This window comes from Sneathiella chinensis (genome assembly GCF_012720115.1).
GTDB classification, from domain to species: Bacteria; Pseudomonadota; Alphaproteobacteria; order Sneathiellales; family Sneathiellaceae; genus Sneathiella; species Sneathiella chinensis.
In genome coordinates this window covers 326483-345888 of sequence record NZ_VNWN01000006.1, presented here as the reverse complement: position 1 = coordinate 345888, position 19406 = coordinate 326483, and the positions used below count along the sequence as shown (strand labels likewise).

At 54.8% G+C, this 19406-nt stretch carries 15 protein-coding genes, 2 tRNA genes and 1 CRISPR repeat array; of the genes, 6 read left to right on the top strand and 11 right to left on the bottom strand.

Going from position 1 to position 19406, the window contains the following annotated elements; translation table 11 throughout:
• Positions 1 to 105: 105 nt before the first annotated feature.
• From clpP to FQB27_RS11680, 6 genes are all read right to left on the bottom strand, one after another.
• Positions 106 to 750, bottom strand: a complete 645-nt coding sequence (gene clpP / locus FQB27_RS11705) for an ATP-dependent Clp endopeptidase proteolytic subunit ClpP (protein ID WP_169561223.1) — start codon at positions 748 to 750, stop codon at positions 106 to 108.
• 77 nt (positions 751 to 827) lie between these two features.
• Complete coding sequence (tig, locus tag FQB27_RS11700; protein WP_169561222.1) at positions 828 to 2288, bottom strand: trigger factor; 1461 nt, start codon at positions 2286 to 2288, stop codon at positions 828 to 830.
• Positions 2289 to 2365: 77 nt separating this feature from the next.
• Positions 2366 to 2450: transfer RNA gene (locus tag FQB27_RS11695), tRNA-Leu, on the bottom strand.
• Positions 2451 to 2783: 333 nt separating this feature from the next.
• Complete coding sequence (locus FQB27_RS11690) at positions 2784 to 3020, bottom strand: hypothetical protein (protein WP_169561221.1); 237 nt, start codon at positions 3018 to 3020, stop codon at positions 2784 to 2786.
• An 83-nt stretch (positions 3021 to 3103) separates the two neighbouring features.
• Positions 3104 to 4573 carry an NAD(P)H-hydrate dehydratase gene (locus FQB27_RS11685; protein ID WP_169561220.1) on the bottom strand — a complete coding sequence of 490 codons (1470 nt, stop codon included), beginning with the start codon at positions 4571 to 4573 and terminating at the stop codon, positions 3104 to 3106.
• A complete protein-coding gene (locus FQB27_RS11680) occupies positions 4570 to 5988 on the bottom strand; it encodes an amidase (protein ID WP_169561219.1) in 1419 nt (472 codons plus the stop codon). The genes FQB27_RS11685 and FQB27_RS11680 overlap by 4 nt, the downstream gene beginning before the upstream one ends.
• A gap of 187 nt (positions 5989 to 6175) precedes the next feature.
• On the opposite strand from FQB27_RS11680, the gene FQB27_RS11675 reads away from it, so the two are divergent.
• Both FQB27_RS11675 and FQB27_RS11670 read left to right on the top strand, forming a co-directional pair.
• Complete coding sequence (locus tag FQB27_RS11675) at positions 6176 to 6418, top strand: PGPGW domain-containing protein (RefSeq protein WP_169561218.1); 243 nt, start codon at positions 6176 to 6178, stop codon at positions 6416 to 6418.
• 90 nt (positions 6419 to 6508) lie between these two features.
• Positions 6509 to 7393, top strand: coding sequence for a TIGR02285 family protein (locus FQB27_RS11670; RefSeq protein ID WP_169561217.1), 885 nt, complete (start codon positions 6509 to 6511; stop codon positions 7391 to 7393).
• A gap of 59 nt (positions 7394 to 7452) precedes the next feature.
• Here FQB27_RS11670 and FQB27_RS11665 read toward each other — a convergent pair.
• Both FQB27_RS11665 and FQB27_RS11660 read right to left on the bottom strand, forming a co-directional pair.
• A tRNA-His gene (locus tag FQB27_RS11665) sits at positions 7453 to 7529 on the bottom strand.
• A 19-nt stretch (positions 7530 to 7548) separates the two neighbouring features.
• Positions 7549 to 8754 (bottom strand): aminotransferase, encoded by a 1206-nt coding sequence (locus tag FQB27_RS11660; protein ID WP_169561216.1) that lies wholly within the window; start codon positions 8752 to 8754, stop codon positions 7549 to 7551.
• A 91-nt stretch (positions 8755 to 8845) separates the two neighbouring features.
• Between FQB27_RS11660 and FQB27_RS11655 the strand changes: the two genes are divergently transcribed.
• The 4 genes from FQB27_RS11655 (at position 8846) to glnA (ending at position 11583) form a co-directional block, all read left to right on the top strand.
• Entirely contained in the window at positions 8846 to 9058 is a 213-nt protein-coding gene (locus FQB27_RS11655) for a SlyX family protein (protein WP_169561215.1), read from the top strand.
• Between the two features lie 115 nt (positions 9059 to 9173).
• Positions 9174 to 9488, top strand: a complete 315-nt coding sequence (locus tag FQB27_RS11650) for a DUF3253 domain-containing protein (RefSeq protein ID WP_169561214.1) — start codon at positions 9174 to 9176, stop codon at positions 9486 to 9488.
• A gap of 273 nt (positions 9489 to 9761) precedes the next feature.
• Complete coding sequence (locus FQB27_RS11645) at positions 9762 to 10100, top strand: P-II family nitrogen regulator (RefSeq protein ID WP_169561213.1); 339 nt, start codon at positions 9762 to 9764, stop codon at positions 10098 to 10100.
• Between the two features lie 79 nt (positions 10101 to 10179).
• On the top strand, positions 10180 to 11583 hold the full coding sequence (gene glnA, locus FQB27_RS11640; protein ID WP_169561212.1) for a type I glutamate--ammonia ligase: 1404 nt from the start codon (positions 10180 to 10182) through the stop codon (positions 11581 to 11583).
• Positions 11584 to 11831: 248 nt separating this feature from the next.
• Positions 11832 to 14766: direct repeats of the CRISPR family, unit length 36 nt; unit sequence GTTGCGGCTTGGCGCCGATTTCTAGAATGCTATAAT.
• Between the two features lie 85 nt (positions 14767 to 14851).
• Here the strand turns inward: glnA and cas2 are convergent.
• Genes cas2 through cas9 form a run of 3 tightly spaced genes read right to left on the bottom strand, consistent with a single transcriptional unit; the run spans position 14852 to position 19220 of the window.
• A complete protein-coding gene (cas2, locus tag FQB27_RS11635; RefSeq protein ID WP_240953500.1) occupies positions 14852 to 15148 on the bottom strand; it encodes a CRISPR-associated endonuclease Cas2 in 297 nt (98 codons plus the stop codon).
• 35 nt (positions 15149 to 15183) lie between these two features.
• A complete protein-coding gene (cas1, locus tag FQB27_RS11630) occupies positions 15184 to 16092 on the bottom strand; it encodes a type II CRISPR-associated endonuclease Cas1 (RefSeq protein ID WP_169561211.1) in 909 nt (302 codons plus the stop codon).
• On the bottom strand, positions 16089 to 19220 hold the full coding sequence (gene cas9 / locus FQB27_RS11625) for a type II CRISPR RNA-guided endonuclease Cas9 (RefSeq protein ID WP_169561210.1): 3132 nt from the start codon (positions 19218 to 19220) through the stop codon (positions 16089 to 16091). Before cas9 ends, cas1 begins: the two co-directional genes overlap by 4 nt.
• Between the last annotated feature and the right edge of the window lie 186 nt (positions 19221 to 19406).

Genomic DNA, 19406 nt, shown 5'->3' with positions numbered 1-19406 from the left:
CCACAGGCTGAGCCTATCTATATCAAAGCAGCCTCAACAGATCGTTAATAGAAACATATGATCTGAAAACAGGGGGTACAAGTACACTACGCGTAAAAAGTGTATTTATGCCTTTTTGTCTTCGCCAACGGAAAGTTCTGCCGGACGGCTGGTAACAACCTCGTCGATCAGTCCGAATTCCTTGGCTTCATCAGCAGACAAAAACTTGTCCCGTTCCATCGAGGATTCAATCACATCGAGGGGCTGGCCGGTATGCTTGACATACAGGTCGTTGAGACGGGCACGCACTTTCAGGATTTCACGGGCCTGGATTTCAATATCTGTGGCCTGACCTTGTGCCCCACCGGACGGTTGGTGGATCATGACACGGGCGTTGGGAAGCGCGAAACGCTGTCCCTTGGTTCCTGCGGTCAGCAGGAAGGAGCCCATGGAAGCGGCCTGCCCGATACACACGGTAGCAATATCCGGTTTGATATACTGCATGGTGTCATACATGGCCAATCCGGATGTCACAACGCCACCAGGGGAGTTGATATACATGGAGATCGGCTTGTTCGGGTTTTCCGCTTCCAGGAACAGAAGTTGCGCAGTGATCAGACTGGCCATGCCATCATGGACCTGGCCAGTCACGAAGATAATTCGCTCTTTCAGTAGCCGTGAATAAATATCATATGCACGCTCACCCCGGGCTGTCTGTTCCACAACCATGGGCACCAGAGTGTTCATATAGGTATCAATCACATCGACCATTACGCTTCTTCCTTAATCATCAGTGGTTATTTCAGACTGAATATAGTCATAGAAATTTCCACTTTAAATCTGAAAAATTATTTTTCAGATTTTTTCGCTGCGGCCTTCTTCGGAGCTGCCTTCTTCTTTTCAGCAGGCTTCTCGTCGTCAGACTTTTCAGCAGCGGCCTTTTTCTTAGGTGCAGCCTTCTTTTTGGCAGCCGGCTTGTCTTCTTTTTCCTCGTCCGGATCGGCAATCAGATCGTCATAGGAAACAGTTTTTTCCTCGACTTTTGCCAGCTCGGCGATGAAATCGACAACCTTGTCTTCAAAGATCGGTGCCCGCAGGGAGTTCTGCATTTCCGGATTCTGCTGGAACATCTGGAAAATCTGCTGCTCCTGCCCCGGGAAATTCCGGGCCTGTGCGAACATGGCCTGCTGAACTTCCTCGTTGGAAACATCGATATTGTTCAGACGACCGACTTCTGCCAACAGCAGACCAAGACGAACGCGACGCTCGGCAATCTTGCTGTATTCCTCGCGCAGTTCCTCTTCGGACTGATCCTGATCTTCCAGCTTCTCGCCGGACCGTTCCAGTTCCTGCTGGAACTGTGACCAGATGTTGTCGAATTCGGCTGCCTTCATTCCCGGAGGAACTTCGAAGTCATGAGCATCAGCCAGTGCGTCAAGCATGTTGCGCTTCAAGGTCTGACGACCAAGCTGGTTGTACTCGTCCTGAATACGGCCACGAACGGCATCCTTGAGGGCTGCCAGATCGTCCAGACCCAGTTTCTTGGCGAAATCGTCGTCAATTTCAACGTCGGCAGCTTCCTGCACTTCGTGAACCTTGACTTCGAAAACGGCTTCCTTGCCAGCCAGGTGCTCGGCACCATAGTTTTCCGGGAAAGTCACGGTAACGTCGACTTCCTCGCCGCCTTTCTGACCAACAAGCTGGTCTTCAAAGCCCGGAATGAACTGACCGGAGCCAAGCTCAAGCAGGTGACCTTCCGCAGAGCCGCCTTCGAAGGCAACGCCATCGACCTTACCGACAAAGTCGATCAGCAGGGCGTCGCCCTCCTTGGACTTGCGGTTACGGGCAACTTTCTGGAAGTTTTTCTGGTGGGCGGCAATCTGCTGCACCGCTTCGTCGACTTTTTCTTCCTCGACTTCGGCGACCAGTTTCTCAAGCTTCAGCTTGGAGAAATCCATCGGCTCAAAGTCCGGCATGATTTCGACTTCGATGGTGAATTCAAGGTCTGAACCCTCATCGAATTTTGTGATTTCGATCTTCGGCTGCTGCGCAGGCCGCAGGTCATTGTCGTTGAGCGCTTTCTGGCTGGACTCGTTAACAGCTTCCTCAAGCACTTCGCCCATGACAGACTTGCCAAAACGCTGGCGAAGAACACTCATTGGGACTTTACCAGGACGGAAGCCCGGCAACCGAACCTGAGTGCCAACGGTGGTCAGCTTTTCTGTAACTTTGCTTTCGATTTCAGCTGCTTCAACGACAACTGTAAAATCCCGTTTCAGCCCTTCAGAGCTTGTTTGTGTAACTTGCATGAACGAATGCCCGTCATTTCCGTTAAAAGATTAGTCTTCATTTCAGGCGACCGTCCCGGAGGTCGACCGTGAAAATATGGTGCGGGTAGAGGGAGTCGAACCCCCACGCCTCTCGGCACCAGAACCTAAATCTGGCGCGTCTACCAGTTCCGCCATACCCGCATCTTCTTCCACATGCCGATGCCGAAAATCGAAAAGATTTATCGTCAAATCCACATGCAGCGGTGGTCTATAGCACATGAATTCTCGGTATGCCTAGGGGAATTATGCCCTTGGCTCAAAGAAAGTGCCCGAAAACCCTGAATGGAAGCGGTTTTGTGAAAAAGCCCGGAAAAAGAACGGTGAACCGACCTTGCGGCAAAAAGGCCCCGCCTTGGGGGCCCTGTATCGAGGATCGGCGTTGCCCCTTGCGCCCGCCCCTCATGAAAGGGGGATACTCCCCTGCTGCTGCAGGGGGCAAAACGGGGAAACCAGCCTGATTTGAAAAGGTAGGCTTTAGTGCGCCACCTGAAAATTGCGCCGGAACACATCCAGTGCCAAAACGCGGTGTCCTTGCGGGTCTTTCTTGCCGCAGCTCAGCAGGGTTCCTTCATAATGGACATGGGGAATGCCCTGACCATCGTCACTGACATACAGGACCCGCGCCTCTTCCCGACCAGAAAGCTGCATCCGCCGATAGAACACATCGCCGCAATCCACATTGCTGATGACTTGTTTCCTTTTAAACAACATGTCGCACCCAACACCTTAGATATTCCGACTATCCTGTTCCAATCTAAAGGAAAATTCTAAATAAAGTCTTATCAAGGCAAGAATTATTGCAACTCTGCCAGAACGGCTGGAATCTGCGCTTCAAGATCCTCCGCGATCATGCCCGGCCCCAACAGCGCCCCGGCCTCTCCGTGAATCCACGCACCGGCAGAGGCCGCATCAAATGCCGGCATCCCGCCAGCCACAAGCCCCGTAATAATCCCGGCCAGCGTATCCCCCGACCCGGCCGTTGCCAGCCATGGCGGCGCATTCACATTGACCCGCGCCCTGCCATCCGGCGCAGCAACAACCGTTGACGCCCCCTTCAGTAACACAACCGCCCCCGATTGCAGGGCAGCAGCGCGGGCCCGCTCAACCGCTGATCCCGCCACATCGAACAGGCGCTCAAACTCGGACCCATGGGGCGTCAGGATCACCGGCGCCTGCCGGTTCTTGATCAGGCTGAACAAATGATCCGGCGTATCCCGAAACACGGTCAGGGCATCCGCATCCAGCGTGACCGCCGCATCGCTGGCAAGGGCCGCCACCACGAAATCCCGCGTCCGGTCCGTGACCCCATTGCCGGGGCCGATCAGCACCGCATTGATCCTTTTTACGTCCAGCCAATTAGCGAAATCCTCTGCCCCCGCCAATGAGGCCAGCATAACCGCCTCAAGGGTTATACTATAGGTCATGACGGCCGCAGGCGGCGCCGCCACCGTGACCGCGCCTGCACCCGATCTCAGACAGGCCCGCGCCGCAATCCGTGCCGCGCCCGTTGCGGTCACCCCGCCGCCGACAACCGCCGCATGGCCCCGGCTGTATTTATGCCCGGACATTTCCGGGAATGGCAGGGCATCAGTCCATAATTCGCGGCCGTTCATCCAGGTTTGCGGCTTAATCTGATCCAGAACCGATGGCGGTATGCCGATATCCACGATCTCCAGCTTGCCAAGATATTCCCGACCGGGAAGCAGCATATGCCCGACCTTGGGGCGAAAGAAGCTGACCGTCATCTCCGCCCGCTGGGTTCCCTCTGCCACCCAGCCGGTGGTGCCGTTCATCCCGCTTGGGACATCCACCGCCACAACGGACAGTCCCCGGGCCGCAATTTCATGGAACAGACCCTTTACATCCTCCGGCAGATCGCCGCGGAACCCGGCTCCGAATAGCGCATCCACCACCAGCGAAATACCGTCCAGTGATACCGCGTCAAACGCTTTTGTATCGCCGTCCCACTGGCCAAACATATCCGCAGCATCACCCGTCAACTCGGATGGATCGCCCCAGGCGGCCACGGTAACCGGCCAGCCTTCCTGTTTCAAGATACGCGCCACCACATACCCGTCCCCGCCATTATTGCCGGGACCACACAGCACCAGAACCGGACACGGGTCCCATGCCTGCTCCATATGGGCGGTGATACCCTGCCCCGCAGCCTCCATCAACTCTAGGCCCGGCACGCCCCCCTCTATCGCGAGCCGGTCCGCCTCATACATTTCGGGAACCGTCAGCATTTCACGCGTCAGGGTCATTTTCCTGTCTCCAATTTTGCAAGGTCCGGCCGCGCACCAGCCACAGGGGATATTTTTTCAAATGCCGCCGCTGCGGCCAGAACCGTCCCGTCCGCATGCATGGGGCCAACGATCTGCATCCCGATCGGCAAGCCATCCGCCGACAGGCCGCAAGGAACGGAACAGGCCGGCTGCTGGGTCAGGTTGAACGGGAAACTGAACGGGGTCCAGTTCATCCAGACCCCATCTTCCTGCTGCGGTCCCAGCAATCCGGCCTCAAAAGCGGTCACACTCAGGGAAGGTGTCAGCAACAGGTCATATGTTTCATGAAAGGCCCGCATCCGGGCTCCCAGTTCGGCGCGGGCCGCCGTGGCATCATAAAAATCAGTAAGGGTGTATTCGCGGCCCATCTCGACCACCTGCCGAAGGCCCGGGTCCATTTTGTCCAGATCGGATTGGGAAAAGTCTTTCGCCGCGTAGCTGGCCCCGGAATACCAAAGCACCTTGAAAATCTCGTCCGGCGGCCCAAACCCGGGATCGACTTCCTCGACCTCGGCGCCAAGGGATTTTACCAGTTCCACCGCATGATCCACATGACGCAGAACTTCCGGGTCCACCGTGGCATATCCAAGGGTCCGGCTATAGGCCACCTTCCGCTCCTTGAAGCCGTTTTCGGGAATCACACTGAAATCCACCTCCGAAGGCGGCAGGGCATACCAGTCACGGGCATCATACCCGGCCATGACCTGAAGCATCAGGGCCGCATCCGCCACAGTTCGGGTCATCGGCCCGATATGGGATACCGTACCGTATACAGACGCGGGCCACGCAGGCACACGGCCAAAACTGGGTTTCAGGCCAAAAATACCGGAAAAGGCCGCCGGAATGCGGACCGACCCGCCCCCGTCCGTGCCCGTATGCAAGGCCCCCATCCCCGCCGCACAGGCCGCGGCGGCCCCGCCGCTGGACCCGCCCGGTGTTTGGGACGGGTTCCACGGGTTTCGGGTAATCCCGCTTAACGGGCTATCGGTTACCCCCTTCCAGCCAAATTCAGGGGTTGTTGTCTTGCCAACGATCACCGCGCCCTGCTCTTTCAGGCGGGCAACCGCCGGGCTATCGTCCAGCCAAGGCCCGGCCGGATCAATCAGCCGCGATCCTTTCAGGGTGGGCATTCCCTCTGTCAGCATGATGTCCTTGATCGTGGTCGGCACCCCATCCACCAGCCCTTCCGGTTTTCCTTCCCGCCAGCGGACCTCAGACCGGGCGGCCTCGGCCAGCGCTTCCTCTTCGCGGACAAGAACAAAGGCGTTGAGCGCACTGTCATAGGTCCTGATCTGGTCCAACACGGCTCTGGTCGCCTCCACCGGCGAAACCGCCCCTGTCCGATACCCCGCCACCAGTTCCGTGGCCGACCAGTAAACCAATTCTTTCGACATTCGACGCCCTCCCTGCATCCTGTTCACATTTCCAAACAGGGTAAAAGGGAACAGAGGATCACGCAACAATCCCCTGCCCCCCTATTTTCGCAATTTTTCCTTGAGACCGCCCCACATCCCCCCCTATGTGATAGAAGAACCAGCCTTGGCCCGGTCCCTTCCGGGCGCCTTTTTCAACGATGGGATCATGAACAAAAAGACCCTCAACAAAAAAATAAAAATTCCGGATAATCGCCGAAACCGGTTGCTGCTGGGATGGGCGCTTATTGTGGGGGGCCTTGTCGGTTTTCTTCCCGTGGTCGGGTTCTGGATGCTGCCGCTTGGGATTGTGGTCCTGTCCATCGACCTGCCCTTTGCCCGCCGCCTGCGCCGCCGGGCAGAAGTCTGGTGGGGACGGAAAAAACAGAAAAACGGCAAACAGGACGACTGATCGAATAAGACCGTTCAACTTTCTATTGCTTGATGAATGACGTTCTTTATACTTTACATCAAGATTAGTTCATATGGAGTATCCTGTACAATGCCGCGTTTCCTTGCAACCGCCGCCGCTGCGCTCATGGCCACGACTGCGTTTCTCCCCCTCAAAACCGTTCACGCAGAAAAACTTTCCGTCATGTGGGGGCAGGTCCATTTCCCGCCCTCCTCCATCGTCACAGGCAAGGACGCCGGGACCGGTTTCATGGACCGTCAGTTGGACCTGATCATTGAAAAGCTGCCGCAATACGAACACAAGAAAGTCCCCATGTCGGTGATGCGGCTTCTGGAAATGATGCAGAAGGGAGAACAGATTTGCTTTCCGTCCCTGCAGAAGAACCCGGCACGCGAAGCCTTTATCGACTTCTCCCCGTTTCTGTTCGTCAACCTGAGCAACGGGTTGATCATCAACGCCGCAAACCGGGACAAATATGCGCCCTACCTGAAAGAGGACGGCACCGCAGATTTTGGGGAACTGGTCGCGTCGGGCCAATTCACCTTCAAGTATCACGATGGCAAAAGCTATACAGCCGAGATCGACAGTGTCCTCAAACGCTTCAAGGACCAGAAAAGCGACTCCCTTTTGCAACAACAGGGCAATATTGACCGGGCGCAAGACCTGAAACAGTTGGAATTCGGCCGTGTTGACGCTGTTCTGGGCCGCCTGATCGAAACCCTTGCCTTTGCCCGCGAACAGGGGAAAGGCGACCTGATCAGCTTTATCCCTGTCTCTGCGGAAACCCCCTATGACACCATCCATGTGGGATGCGCCAAGGGCGACTGGAACAAGGACTTCATGAAAGACCTTGCCAAAGCCGCCACCGAAATCCGCGAGGATGAGGATTTCGTCAATTCCTATATGGGATGGGTGCCCACCGACCTTGTTTCCACCCAGCGAGGCTTCCACAAAGAAGCCCTGAGCCGTGAATAAAGGATGAGAGTTTGCTGAATTCAGGCACAAAAAAACCCCGCAAAAGCGGGGTTTCTTTTTGGGGCGAGTGACCGGGATCGAACCGGCGACCTCCTGAGTCACAGTCAGGCGCTCTAACCAACTGAGCTACACTCGCCACAGATGAGGCGCTCTATTTAGACCCCATCTTCGGAACGGTCAAGGGGAGTTTCCCCTTTTTTTGAAAAAAATTCTGACAGGCGCTGAACGGCCTGATCCAGAACCGCATCCTGCTTGCAGAAACAGAAGCGGACAAAGTGTTTTTCCTCGCCCTCGCCCACATAAAAGGCGCTGACCGGTACGGCGGCAACCCCGGCCTCGGTCGTGATCAAGCGACAGAATTCCTCGTCCGTACCCTCAAAACCGATGGAACGGATATCCGCATTGATAAAATAGGTGCCGTCACAATCCGCTGTCTTGAAGCCGATGGCCTCAAGCCCCGTTTTCAAGCGATCCCGCTTGCCCTCCAACGACTGCCGCAAATCGGTGTAGAACTCATCGCCCTTGTTCAGGCCATAAGCCACGCCAAGCTGCAACGCTGGCGAGGTCGTGAAGGTCACGAACTGGTGCGCCTTGGCAATTTGCCCGATCAGATCCGTACAGCCGGTGATATAGCCGACCTTCCAGCCGGTCAGGGAAAAGGTTTTCCCTGCCGACCCGATCCGCACGGTCCGGTTCCCCATTCCGGGCAGGGTCGCCAGCGGCACATGCCGCGCCTCCCCGAACACCAGATGTTCATAAACCTCATCACAAACCGCATAGGCATTGCTTTCCTGCACATAATGCGCAATGCGCTGCAACTCTTCCACGGTGAAGACCTTGCCGGTCGGGTTCATGGGCGTGTTCAGAAGCACCAGCTTGGTCCGCTCCGAAAAGGCTTCGCGCAGGCGATCTTCGCGGATTTCCCAGTTGGGCGGGTCCAGACGGACAAATTTCGGCACGCCCCCGGCCCGCAGAACCAGCGGCAGGTAACAATCATAAAGCGGCTCGAACAGGACGACCTCGTCCCCCGGATTGATCAGGCCCAGCAGACAGTCCGCCAAAGCCTCGGTCGCCCCGGATGTCACAAGGATATCCGTCTCCGGGTTGACCGCTATTCCATAGAAACGGTGATTATGATCGGCAACAGCCTGCCGCAACTCGAGCATCCCCATCATGGGCGGATACTGGTTCGGCCCGTCCATCAGGACGCGGGCCGCCACATCGCGAATATCCTCTGGCCCGTCCTGATCCGGGAAGCCCTGCCCCAGATTGATGGCCCCATGCCGGGTTGCCAGCGCGGACATCACCGTGAAAATTGTTGTGCCGAAGCCGGACAATATCGTGTTTGCTTCCTTGACCATTCTCGAACCAATCTTTCCTTGCAGTTCATGCGCCCAAAAGGCATATCTTCACATGAACTGACGCGCAAGCGGATTATGGGAAAGGCCCGGCATGACTGACGATCTGGAAAAACGACTGACCACACTGGAATTGACGGTCATGCATCAGGAACAGGCCCTGACGGACCTCAGTGACATGGTCACCCGACAGTGGTCGGAAATCGAACGGCTGCAGGCCAAGCTGACCACCACCCAACAGCGGGTTGTCTCGCTTGAAGAGAACCTTCCGGTCCCGGCGGCGGACCAGAAACCGCCTCATTACTGATCGCTGATCAATTCCCGCTTTCAAAGACCGGCTTTTCTTGCTTTTATTGACGGGAAATTCTAAAAGCCCATCTTCCAGATTATACAGGCCCGTTCAGGGCATTTAAGGAAACATTATGGACGCCGACAAAACTCCGTCAGACATCGCCGCCGAGGAAAAGGAACTTCCCGATGATCCGGTGGTGACCTATATCCTGAACGCCGTCGCCGAGGGCGGGGAAATTTCTCCCAACGCCGTGGCACAGGCCATTGCCGCCGACCGGGCCAAGGCAAACACCCCGAAAGACGCCTGGCGCAAATATATGACTGCCGTTCGTCAGCAAGCCATTCATCTGGCCCGCAAAGGCCGGTTGGAAATCGTCCGCAAGGGCGAGGTTGCCGACCCCAACGACTTCAAGGGCCTGTACAAGCTGCGCTTGCCCAGAAAATAACCAGCCCCCTCCCCGCAGACCGGAAGCCGGTCTGTATCCGGCCCCTGAACGGCGCCTTTTGAATATTTTTTCACCACCTGCCCATTATTTAGGCAAAATTTCTGACCGAATAGTGTGCAGGCGGTGAAACGCCCCCTTCCCCAATGGCGGTTTCCCGCCGCCCCTGCATTTTTCTCCTTCTTCACAAAACTGGCACGGGTTGTGCAATATTGTTGGACATGAACGTCAGGCACAGTCGCTCTGGCCCCGTAACGTCTAATGAAGAAGTGACAAATGAAAAAAATTGAAGCTGTCATCAAGCCCTTCAAGCTGGACGACGTCAAAGACGCCCTCCACGAAGTTGGACTGAAAGGTATTACGGTCACCGAAGCCAAGGGATTCGGTCGTCAGAAAGGCCACACGGAACTGTACCGGGGTGCAGAATATGTGGTCGATTTCCTGCCCAAGGTGAAGATCGAGATCGTTCTTGAGGACGAACTTGTCGAGCGCGCCATTGAGGCCATCCAGAACGCCGCCCGCACCGGTCATATCGGTGACGGCAAGATATTTGTGTCCAATGTGGAAGAAGTGATCCGCATTCGGACCGGTGAAAAGGGAGCCGACGCGGTCTAGGCCCGCGCTCCGAAAAACATGCCCCTCCGCGTGCGGACGGGTGCCCTATACTCAAACATCTAGAGAAAGTGATATTACCATGAGCTCGCAGATTTTGGATCTCATCAAAGAGAAAGACATCCAGTATGTTGACCTTCGCTTCACGGACCCGAAGGGCAAATGGCAGCATCTGGCCATGCATGTGGACGCCGTTGACGACGACATGTTCGAGGACGGCATCATGTTTGACGGCTCCTCCATCAAGGGGTGGAAAGCCATCAACGAATCAGACATGACCCTGAAGCCGGACCCCAGCACGGTGACCATCGATCCGTTTGCGGCCCACCCGACCCTGATTGTCATGTGCGACATTCTCGACCCGACCAGCGGCGAGAATTACGAACGCGATCCGCGCTCCATCGCCAAGAAGGCCGAAGCCTATCTGGCCAGCACCGGCATTGGCGACACGGCCTATTTCGGGCCGGAAACAGAATTCTTCATGTTCGATGACGTGCGCTTCCAGACCGGCAGCCACCACTCCTTCTATCAGCTTGATGATGTGGAAGCCCCGCACCAGTCCGCCAAGGAAATCGATGGCGGCAACACCGGCCACCGTCCGGGTGTCAAGGGCGGCTACTTCCCGGTTCAGCCGGTTGACCAGGGTGCGGATATCCGCTCTGAAATGGTGAATGTTGCCCGCGAAATGGGTCTGCTCGTCGAAAAGCACCACCACGAAGTGGCGCCGTCCCAGCATGAGCTCGGCTTCCGCTTCAACACGCTTCTTGATGCGGCCGACAACATCCAGCGGCAGAAATATGTCATCCACAACGTGGCCCACGCCTATGGCAAGACCGCGACCTTCATGCCGAAACCGGTTTCCGGTGACAACGGCTCCGGTATGCATGTGCACCAGTCCATCTGGAAGGAAGGCAACCCGACCTTTGCCGGTTCCGGTTATGCGGCCCTGTCAGAAACAGCCTTGTATTATATCGGTGGTATCATCAAGCACGCAAAGGCCCTGAACGCCTTTACCAACGCGTCCACCAACTCCTACAAGCGTCTGATCCCGGGGTTTGAGGCACCGGTTCTGCTGGCCTATTCCGCCCGCAACCGCTCTGCGTCCTGCCGTATTCCGTACTCCCCGAGCCCGAAAGGCAAGCGCGTTGAAATCCGCTTCCCGGATTGCACCGCCAACCCGTATCTGGCCTTCGCGGCCATGATGATGGCCGGTCTGGACGGCATCCAGAACAAGATCCATCCGGGCGATGCCATGGACAAGGATCTGTACGACCTGCCGGCAGAAGAACTGCGCGACATCCCGACCGTCGCCGGCTCTCTCCGCGAAGCTCTGGAATCCCTCAATGCAGATCGGGACTTCCTGACCAAGGGCGGCGTCTTCACCGAAGACATGATCGACGCCTATATTGAAATGAAGTGGGAAGAGGTTTACCGCTTCGAACACGCCCCGCACCCGGTCGAGTTCGATATGTATTTCAGCCTCTAAGGCTCGCATCCAAAACTGAAAAGGGCCGCCCTGAAAAGCGGCCCTTTTTTTGTGATTTTTCCGGTCCCCCAAGTAAGGACCACAACTGCCAGAGTGTGGTACGGCGGGGCCGACCTATAAAACCCATTCGCTCCGTCAGCTAAATGCCTTCGTGCTTCGGCGGGTCGAATTTCACCGTAGTCTCCGCACCACAGCCGCTACCCTGACACACCCTTCCATTAAAATAAACTGATAAAAGCCCCCCCCCACTAGACCCTTGGCGCCGATTTCTAGAATGCTATAATATGTCAGTGTCTGAATTCATCGCTGTCGGGTTGCGGCTTGGCGCCGATTTCTAGAATGCTATAATTCTCTGGAGCAGCACAAGTACATTCCCCGTGTTGCGGCTTGGCGCCGATTTCTAGAATGCTATAATGGGTCTTTTTGTGTGTTTTGACACCGCCGGTTGCGGCTTGGCGCCGATTTCTAGAATGCTATAATGATACCCGGAAGGGGCCGCCCTGTATTTCTGTTGCGGCTTGGCGCCGATTTCTAGAATGCTATAATGCGAAAGCTGACCATTGAACAGGAGACGGAGTTGCGGCTTGGCGCCGATTTCTAGAATGCTATAATTGATATCTATCTCAAGTTGGACCTTATATAGTTGCGGCTTGGCGCCGATTTCTAGAATGCTATAATGCCAAGCGCTAGTAAGCACCGAATGCGTAAGTTGCGGCTTGGCGCCGATTTCTAGAATGCTATAATCGGGCCGGGTAATATGAATACGGCGACGGCGTTGCGGCTTGGCGCCGATTTCTAGAATGCTATAATCGACTATTCGTGGATCCCTGACCTCCATCAGTTGCGGCTTGGCGCCGATTTCTAGAATGCTATAATGGAGAAGGTCTAAAATGACGGTAGTCGTCGTTGCGGCTTGGCGCCGATTTCTAGAATGCTATAATTTAACGGCGATAATGGGCAAGGTGTCGAGCGTTGCGGCTTGGCGCCGATTTCTAGAATGCTATAATGGCTGTTTTGAGTGAAAAAGAGGTTTTGAAGTTGCGGCTTGGCGCCGATTTCTAGAATGCTATAATTACGGACAGACAGTCCGGGACGCGAAGTGCGTTGCGGCTTGGCGCCGATTTCTAGAATGCTATAATGTGTCGTCAATCACTAAAAATAAAATATGGGTTGCGGCTTGGCGCCGATTTCTAGAATGCTATAATGAAGCTTCCATTTTGCGCTCCTGATCCACAGTTGCGGCTTGGCGCCGATTTCTAGAATGCTATAATTTTACATTTTTTTGGCAATATAGCTGTTTGTTGCGGCTTGGCGCCGATTTCTAGAATGCTATAATCCTGTTGACCTTTACCAGCGGGGCCAATGCGTTGCGGCTTGGCGCCGATTTCTAGAATGCTATAATTTGCCAAAGGCAAACCGTCGATTTCCGCTTGTTGCGGCTTGGCGCCGATTTCTAGAATGCTATAATTTCGTAATCTCGGGGCCGTGTGCTTTGTGGGTTGCGGCTTGGCGCCGATTTCTAGAATGCTATAATCGAAAGCCATTTTTTTCTCCGTCAATGGATGTTGCGGCTTGGCGCCGATTTCTAGAATGCTATAATGGCGACCCAGACCTTTCTGGGCGGCGATTAGTTGCGGCTTGGCGCCGATTTCTAGAATGCTATAATCCTCGTTTTCGCCCACGCCGACATAAAAGAGTTGCGGCTTGGCGCCGATTTCTAGAATGCTATAATTGCCGAGCCTTGGCGCCGGTCGGCTCAGGGGTTGCGGCTTGGCGCCGATTTCTAGAATGCTATAATCGTGGTCCCCCAGGGCGGTGGCGGCGGCAAGTTGCGGCTTGGCGCCGATTTCTAGAATGCTATAATCGGCAAAAAAAACAAAAAAACACCGGGTACGTTGCGGCTTGGCGCCGATTTCTAGAATGCTATAATATCGAGAAGGTGCTGAACCATTCCTCTGGTGTTGCGGCTTGGCGCCGATTTCTAGAATGCTATAATGGTCGTTATTGGTGACGGTATCGCTGGCCAGTTGCGGCTTGGCGCCGATTTCTAGAATGCTATAATGCGATCAGGCGGAAAAAGGGGCCGAGACCAGTTGCGGCTTGGCGCCGATTTCTAGAATGCTATAATCGGTGTGGGTTTCTGTTGCTTGCCAATCACGTTGCGGCTTGGCGCCGATTTCTAGAATGCTATAATCGTCATGTTCCGCCATGCCAAGCGGGACCAGTTGCGGCTTGGCGCCGATTTCTAGAATGCTATAATCGGGGAGGACGAAACACAGAAATCCCCTTCGTTGCGGCTTGGCGCCGATTTCTAGAATGCTATAATCCCGGCGGCAGGCCAAGAACCAGCATCCCCGTTGCGGCTTGGCGCCGATTTCTAGAATGCTATAATCGGATGAATGGGTGGAACAATCGCTGGCATGTTGCGGCTTGGCGCCGATTTCTAGAATGCTATAATGCCGCTATCCACATTCCCGACCGTGGTGTTGTTGCGGCTTGGCGCCGATTTCTAGAATGCTATAATGTCTCCCTTGGCATATACTCAGTCGTTTCCGTTGCGGCTTGGCGCCGATTTCTAGAATGCTATAATACGGTGAATAATGGCTGATTACAATGTGGAGTTGCGGCTTGGCGCCGATTTCTAGAATGCTATAATAAAAAGCGTTTTATCAGGTGATGCGGCGCGTTGCGGCTTGGCGCCGATTTCTAGAATGCTATAATCAAAGGTGCTTGCAATTTCATGAATATATCGTTGCGGCTTGGCGCCGATTTCTAGAATGCTATAATTTGCCCGAACATTATTAGCTTGCTCTTTAAGTTGCGGCTTGGCGCCGATTTCTAGAATGCTATAATCGAAGCACTGGGAGGCCAAAGAAGCCGAAGGTTGCGGCTTGGCGCCGATTTCTAGAATGCTATAATGTTGCTATTGTTGATATGCGCAGCGCAAATGTTGCGGCTTGGCGCCGATTTCTAGAATGCTATAATTCTGGACGCCCTGAAATGGTCGTCATATATGTTGCGGCTTGGCGCCGATTTCTAGAATGCTATAATCACTTCATATCCAGAGTGGCCTCCACCCAGGTTGCGGCTTGGCGCCGATTTCTAGAATGCTATAATACGATTATTCAGGTCCCGATGCTTAACGTAGTTGCGGCTTGGCGCCGATTTCTAGAATGCTATAATAGAAACCGGGTTATCCATTTGAAATATCGTGGATAATCCGGTCTTCTTCACATCAAATCGAGGCTGTGTTCGCATCTTGTTCCCATCAGAAAAGCAGGATTTGTTCCGGCTCTGATGCCGGTTTGCTTTTCTCCCTGTTTCGAATATTGATAATATCAGAAAACTGCTTGTCTGTGAACATGAGGATGGAAACCTTGCCATTGGCTGGCGCGGCTGCCTCTATCTTCCGGGCGAAGGGCTTGGTGTTGCTCCGATCCCCGACAAACCGCACATAGACTGAAAACTGGGACATTTCAAATCCCTGATCCAAGAGAAACATTCTGAAACCATGGGCTCTCTTCCGCTCTTTTTTCGTGCCGGTCGGAAGATCGAACAAAACCATCATCCACATGAACCTGTATCCCGAAAGTCGCTTGATCATGTTGCCTCCAGCCGGAACCCGAATTCGGGGACGACCAGAGAGACCTGCCCCGCCTCCAACGAGGAGACAAGGGAGCGGACGAACATTTCGACCGCAACGGAAAGATCCGTTTCCCCCATAGGCAGGGACACCGGATAGTTCCCGATGGAGGCTAGCGCCAGCTTGACATCCCGTTCCACCGACTGGTGCCCGGCAAGCGAAAGACGGTAAACCTCGTGATCCACAAGGGGGCGGAACGGCTCCATCAGGTCGTCCACAAGACGAAGGGCGTTATTCTTGTTGCGGTGATAAAGCCCCATCCCGGGAAACAAACCGCTGGCCATCACTTGCCGTGCCACAAGGGCCCGCAGCACCGTATAACCATAGTTCAACATGCCATTGAGGCCGGGCAAGGACTGATCCCGCACGAAATCCGGCCCGAAAAATGCTTTCCAGTATCGCCGGGCGGCCTGGGCCTCGTGATTTTCAGGATCCCCCGATTTCACATATCCGGCAATGGACAACAGGGCATCATGATGCGGCTTTTCGTTTCGCCGCAACATTTCCGCCTGCCCCCGGATTTTTGCGCGGACAATCTCCTGCCACAGTCGTTTCTGAAGCGGGACTGTCGCCGCCAGTTGCAAATCGAACCGGCCTGATTGCTGATGATGGCTTTCCACCGACCACATCACACCCGCCGGCGCGTGATTGTTGCCGCAGAACACAACGGGGCAGCCCCGCTCTGCAAGCCGGACAAGCAGCGAGTTACTGTAAGAGGCCCCATGAGCATGGACAATCACCGCATCCAGTTGATCAAGGGGAAGGCGGGCAGCCTCCCTCCCCCCTTTCGTCACGATCAGAAACCCCCGCTCTGCGGAAAGATGAATATCATCTTCGGCGATATCCAGAATACGCCCGGCCGTCATGAGGTTTTTGGTCCGGGATCACGAACCCTCCCCATAATATCAACGGAAATCTTTCGCGCTTGCCTCTTTGCCAACTCGTTTGCTGAGGCTGCCCAACTCAATTTATCTCCCAATTCCTGTGCAATCTGATGGGACCTCAAATAGACACGTCCCCCCGTCATTTTCTTGACGCGAGCGATAATCCGCACCCCATCCTGCTCATAGGCCACCATATCATTGTTGTGGAGGCGCATGATCAGGCGGGCCGTGGGGTCATTCCGTCGCCACTGACGGCTGAAATCGGGCTGGTGCGCATCAAACTGCCGAATGGTCTCGGCGAACCACTTGCCAGCATCCTTGCCATGGGTCGGGCTGTAAATTTCCGTAAAGGCGTTGCTGCCCCCCTGATAAAATTTAAAGGCGGCCTCCTGACCGTTGGTGATACCGATCATGACGGCATCACTTTTTTCCACCAATACACGAACCTTGTGAATCACAGGCTCGCGCGCTCTTGCTTCCGCCTGAAGGGCTTCGGAAAATTCTGCGGATCCGTCCTTGAAGCCTTCGATCGCATCAAGGAACCGGCCCCGGATAACATCATCCCGAATACCTTCAATATCCTTGCGCTTTGTCAGTCCTTCAACGCCCTTGCGCACCACATAGTAGCTTTTTCCCTTTGCCTCGGACGGCCCCACATACCCATAGGCCGTATCCTCATGCAGCCGCGCGATCGTATAGGGATTTTTGGATTGTATGGCCTTCTGTGCGTTTCCGTGGTCCGGCTTATGGGAAATCACCATGCTCTCGAAACGATCCTTGACCTGATCCAGAAACCCGGGGAACGGATCCGGCATGTCATCTACCAGCTTGTGACGTTTCTCCTGCAGGGCGGCATTGTTTTCAAGGTTCCGGGCGGCGCCGGCAATCCGCTGCAACATGCCCCGCGTGGTACACCCCACGACGAAGGCATCGATGGCATGGTGACGATGATCCTCCCTGTTCTTGATCTCGCCATCCCAGATTTCGGATTCCAGCCCCCATTTCCGCCGCATGAGGGCCGTAAGCTGCCCCGGTATGGTATCCACACGGGCGGACAGGCAAGCGAACTGAAGATACTCTGACGCCAGACGGCTGAGATATCGGGTATCGTTTAGTTGCCGGGCAATAATCCCGCCCTTTTCCTCAAGTTGCTCAAGGGCATCCGGGCGGAACCGCCACCGACGGGATTTGTGAAACCGATCGGCCCGCGCCTGAATACGGTTCCAGTCATAGGAATGACCATTGATGGTCGGACTGCTACCAAAGGCCTGAAAAGGCGTTCTGTTTCCCTTGTCCCGGTTCGCAGATTGCAGGGCCAGCACCTTATTGGCCCGCCCGTCATCGTAACATTGGGAGAACGGGATCAGATGCTCGATCTCGAAACGCGATGAGAAAATATCCGTCTCGGAAATCACCACGCCTGTAAACGGGCAGCATCGTTCAATCGGATCCGATGACAAGTCCTCCCAGATCTTGAATCTCATCCGGTTGACATAGGTGTTCCGTACATCCAGTTTGGCCAGTTCCTTGGCAATCCGCTCGTTCTCTTTCCGGTTCCGGGCATTAATCTTGCGATGCTCTTCGGCTGGCATTTTCAAATCCCGCGCCAGTTCCACGGCTATCTGTTCGGGATGCCCCCATCGCTCGATACAGGCATTAACCAGTTTTTGCACCTGATTGAGGACAATATGAACCGTCGGGTTGTTGACCTTGCCGTAAAACAATTCCGGCTTACCCTCATTCGCCGTGGTGCGGTCTCCGGGAATGACACGGTGGGGCAGCATTTCCCCGTAGTAGGGCAGCCGGTCCGGCACCTCCCCCGTGCGCCGGTCGGAATGGTGATACCCTGCTTCCGCGCAGGCCTTGTCATAGGTTAGCCCTTGCCGCAAATGAGGTAGAATTTTACCAATCGCCTTCAAGGACAAACGCCCGATCCCATCCGGCAACCGTGCATGGGAAACATTATCCGCCCCTTCAGCAGACAGGCCATACCGATCCATCAAAAATTCAAGAACCGCCCCTTCATCCTCTTCTTCCAGCAGGAAGGCGACAATTTCATCCTGTTCGTCCCCGGATAGTTTCAACCACCCCGGACCAAAGCATTTTTTGTTGGACAGGATTTTGGCCGTCTGATCCCCCTTCAGTTCACTTCTGGCATCGCTTTCCAGATTGAACCGTTGACTGTCCTCCAAATCCAACGCTTTGCGGATTTGTTTGAAGGTCTGGTTTTTTCCAGACAGAAGATTTTCCGCAATCCTGTTTTTCTGGTCCTGTGTCATATGGGGATCATCTGGATTATACCGCTCAAAATCCAGATTGTTGACTTCCTGCCAGATGCGAAACCGTTGCACGGACGGAAAGGCATGGGGCGCCCTTTCCTCTCCAGCCTCATACTCAAATGCGCACAGGCCCACCTTGGGTTTGTGAAGCTCTCTTTGGAAAAAGATGATATGCTTCAACTCCTCTGCCACCTCATCGGTTAGCAGGGCGCCATGATATTTTTGCTGTTCCGCCAACAGCAACTCCACCTCCTGTTCCAGCATCTTTCGAAGGGGATAAAGGTTGTATTCCTTCCCGGTCTTGCGGACCCGCTTCACGTCCTGTTTATCAAGATACTCGCCCAGTGTCCGGGCACCCGCCGTCATCATCTCCTGTTCCAGATAGGCTGCGGCCAGCTTGACCGGCCCGGCTTCATTATCCCCCCGATCGGATTTTCGGTTACTCTTGAACCCTCGTCGCTGGGCGATATGCAGCAAAGCGCGTCCCAGCTCAACCGGAGCCAGTTCGGAATCCAGCCCCTTGACCCGCAAGGCATAGGGATCCAGCCCCGCCAACGCTTTTTGCGTAAGACTATCTTCCGGGAACAAACCATGCCGGGTCAGGGCATCCCGCAATTTCAACACCCGGTCTTTTTTGCGGTCCCGATTACGGCGCATCCCTCGCGCCAGACGCCTGCCAACAGCCAAAGGTTCCTTTGATTTGTCGTCCCGCCCGTCATCAAAGATACGCACCCCCATATCAAGAAGGGATACAGGCTCCCTTCTGTCCAGCTCCAGTGCCACCCAGCCAATCGATGTGGATCCCAAATCAAGCGCCAGCTTATAGTTCATGTCGTAGCTCCCTGCTCGCTATTGTATATTTATTCTTGACCTTACAATAACTTTTCGGGTATTTATCTCAACAGCATTCTAGAAATTGGCGTCTTGTCGTTAACAAGATTCAATGTTCACAAAATGAAAAGGCGCACTCCGGTGCGTCTTTTTTTTGTGCCTGAATGAATTTTTCTGGAAAAATCT

Excerpts from the sequence above, each read along its gene's own strand:
- clpP (WP_169561223.1), bottom strand. The coding sequence starts at position 750 with ATGGTCGATGTGATTGATACCTATATGAACACTCTGGTGCCCATGGTT.
- tig (WP_169561222.1), bottom strand. The coding sequence starts at position 2,288 with ATGCAAGTTACACAAACAAGCTCTGAAGGGCTGAAACGGGATTTTACA.
- FQB27_RS11690 (WP_169561221.1), bottom strand. The coding sequence starts at position 3,020 with ATGTTGTTTAAAAGGAAACAAGTCATCAGCAATGTGGATTGCGGCGAT.
- FQB27_RS11685 (WP_169561220.1), bottom strand. The coding sequence starts at position 4,573 with ATGACCCTGACGCGTGAAATGCTGACGGTTCCCGAAATGTATGAGGCG.
- FQB27_RS11680 (WP_169561219.1), bottom strand. The coding sequence starts at position 5,988 with ATGTCGAAAGAATTGGTTTACTGGTCGGCCACGGAACTGGTGGCGGGG.
- FQB27_RS11675 (WP_169561218.1), top strand. The coding sequence starts at position 6,176 with ATGAACAAAAAGACCCTCAACAAAAAAATAAAAATTCCGGATAATCGC.
- FQB27_RS11670 (WP_169561217.1), top strand. The coding sequence starts at position 6,509 with ATGCCGCGTTTCCTTGCAACCGCCGCCGCTGCGCTCATGGCCACGACT.
- FQB27_RS11660 (WP_169561216.1), bottom strand. The coding sequence starts at position 8,754 with ATGGTCAAGGAAGCAAACACGATATTGTCCGGCTTCGGCACAACAATT.
- FQB27_RS11655 (WP_169561215.1), top strand. The coding sequence starts at position 8,846 with ATGACTGACGATCTGGAAAAACGACTGACCACACTGGAATTGACGGTC.
- FQB27_RS11650 (WP_169561214.1), top strand. The coding sequence starts at position 9,174 with ATGGACGCCGACAAAACTCCGTCAGACATCGCCGCCGAGGAAAAGGAA.
- FQB27_RS11645 (WP_169561213.1), top strand. The coding sequence starts at position 9,762 with ATGAAAAAAATTGAAGCTGTCATCAAGCCCTTCAAGCTGGACGACGTC.
- glnA (WP_169561212.1), top strand. The coding sequence starts at position 10,180 with ATGAGCTCGCAGATTTTGGATCTCATCAAAGAGAAAGACATCCAGTAT.
- cas2 (WP_240953500.1), bottom strand. The coding sequence starts at position 15,148 with ATGGTTTTGTTCGATCTTCCGACCGGCACGAAAAAAGAGCGGAAGAGA.
- cas1 (WP_169561211.1), bottom strand. The coding sequence starts at position 16,092 with ATGACGGCCGGGCGTATTCTGGATATCGCCGAAGATGATATTCATCTT.
- cas9 (WP_169561210.1), bottom strand. The coding sequence starts at position 19,220 with ATGAACTATAAGCTGGCGCTTGATTTGGGATCCACATCGATTGGCTGG.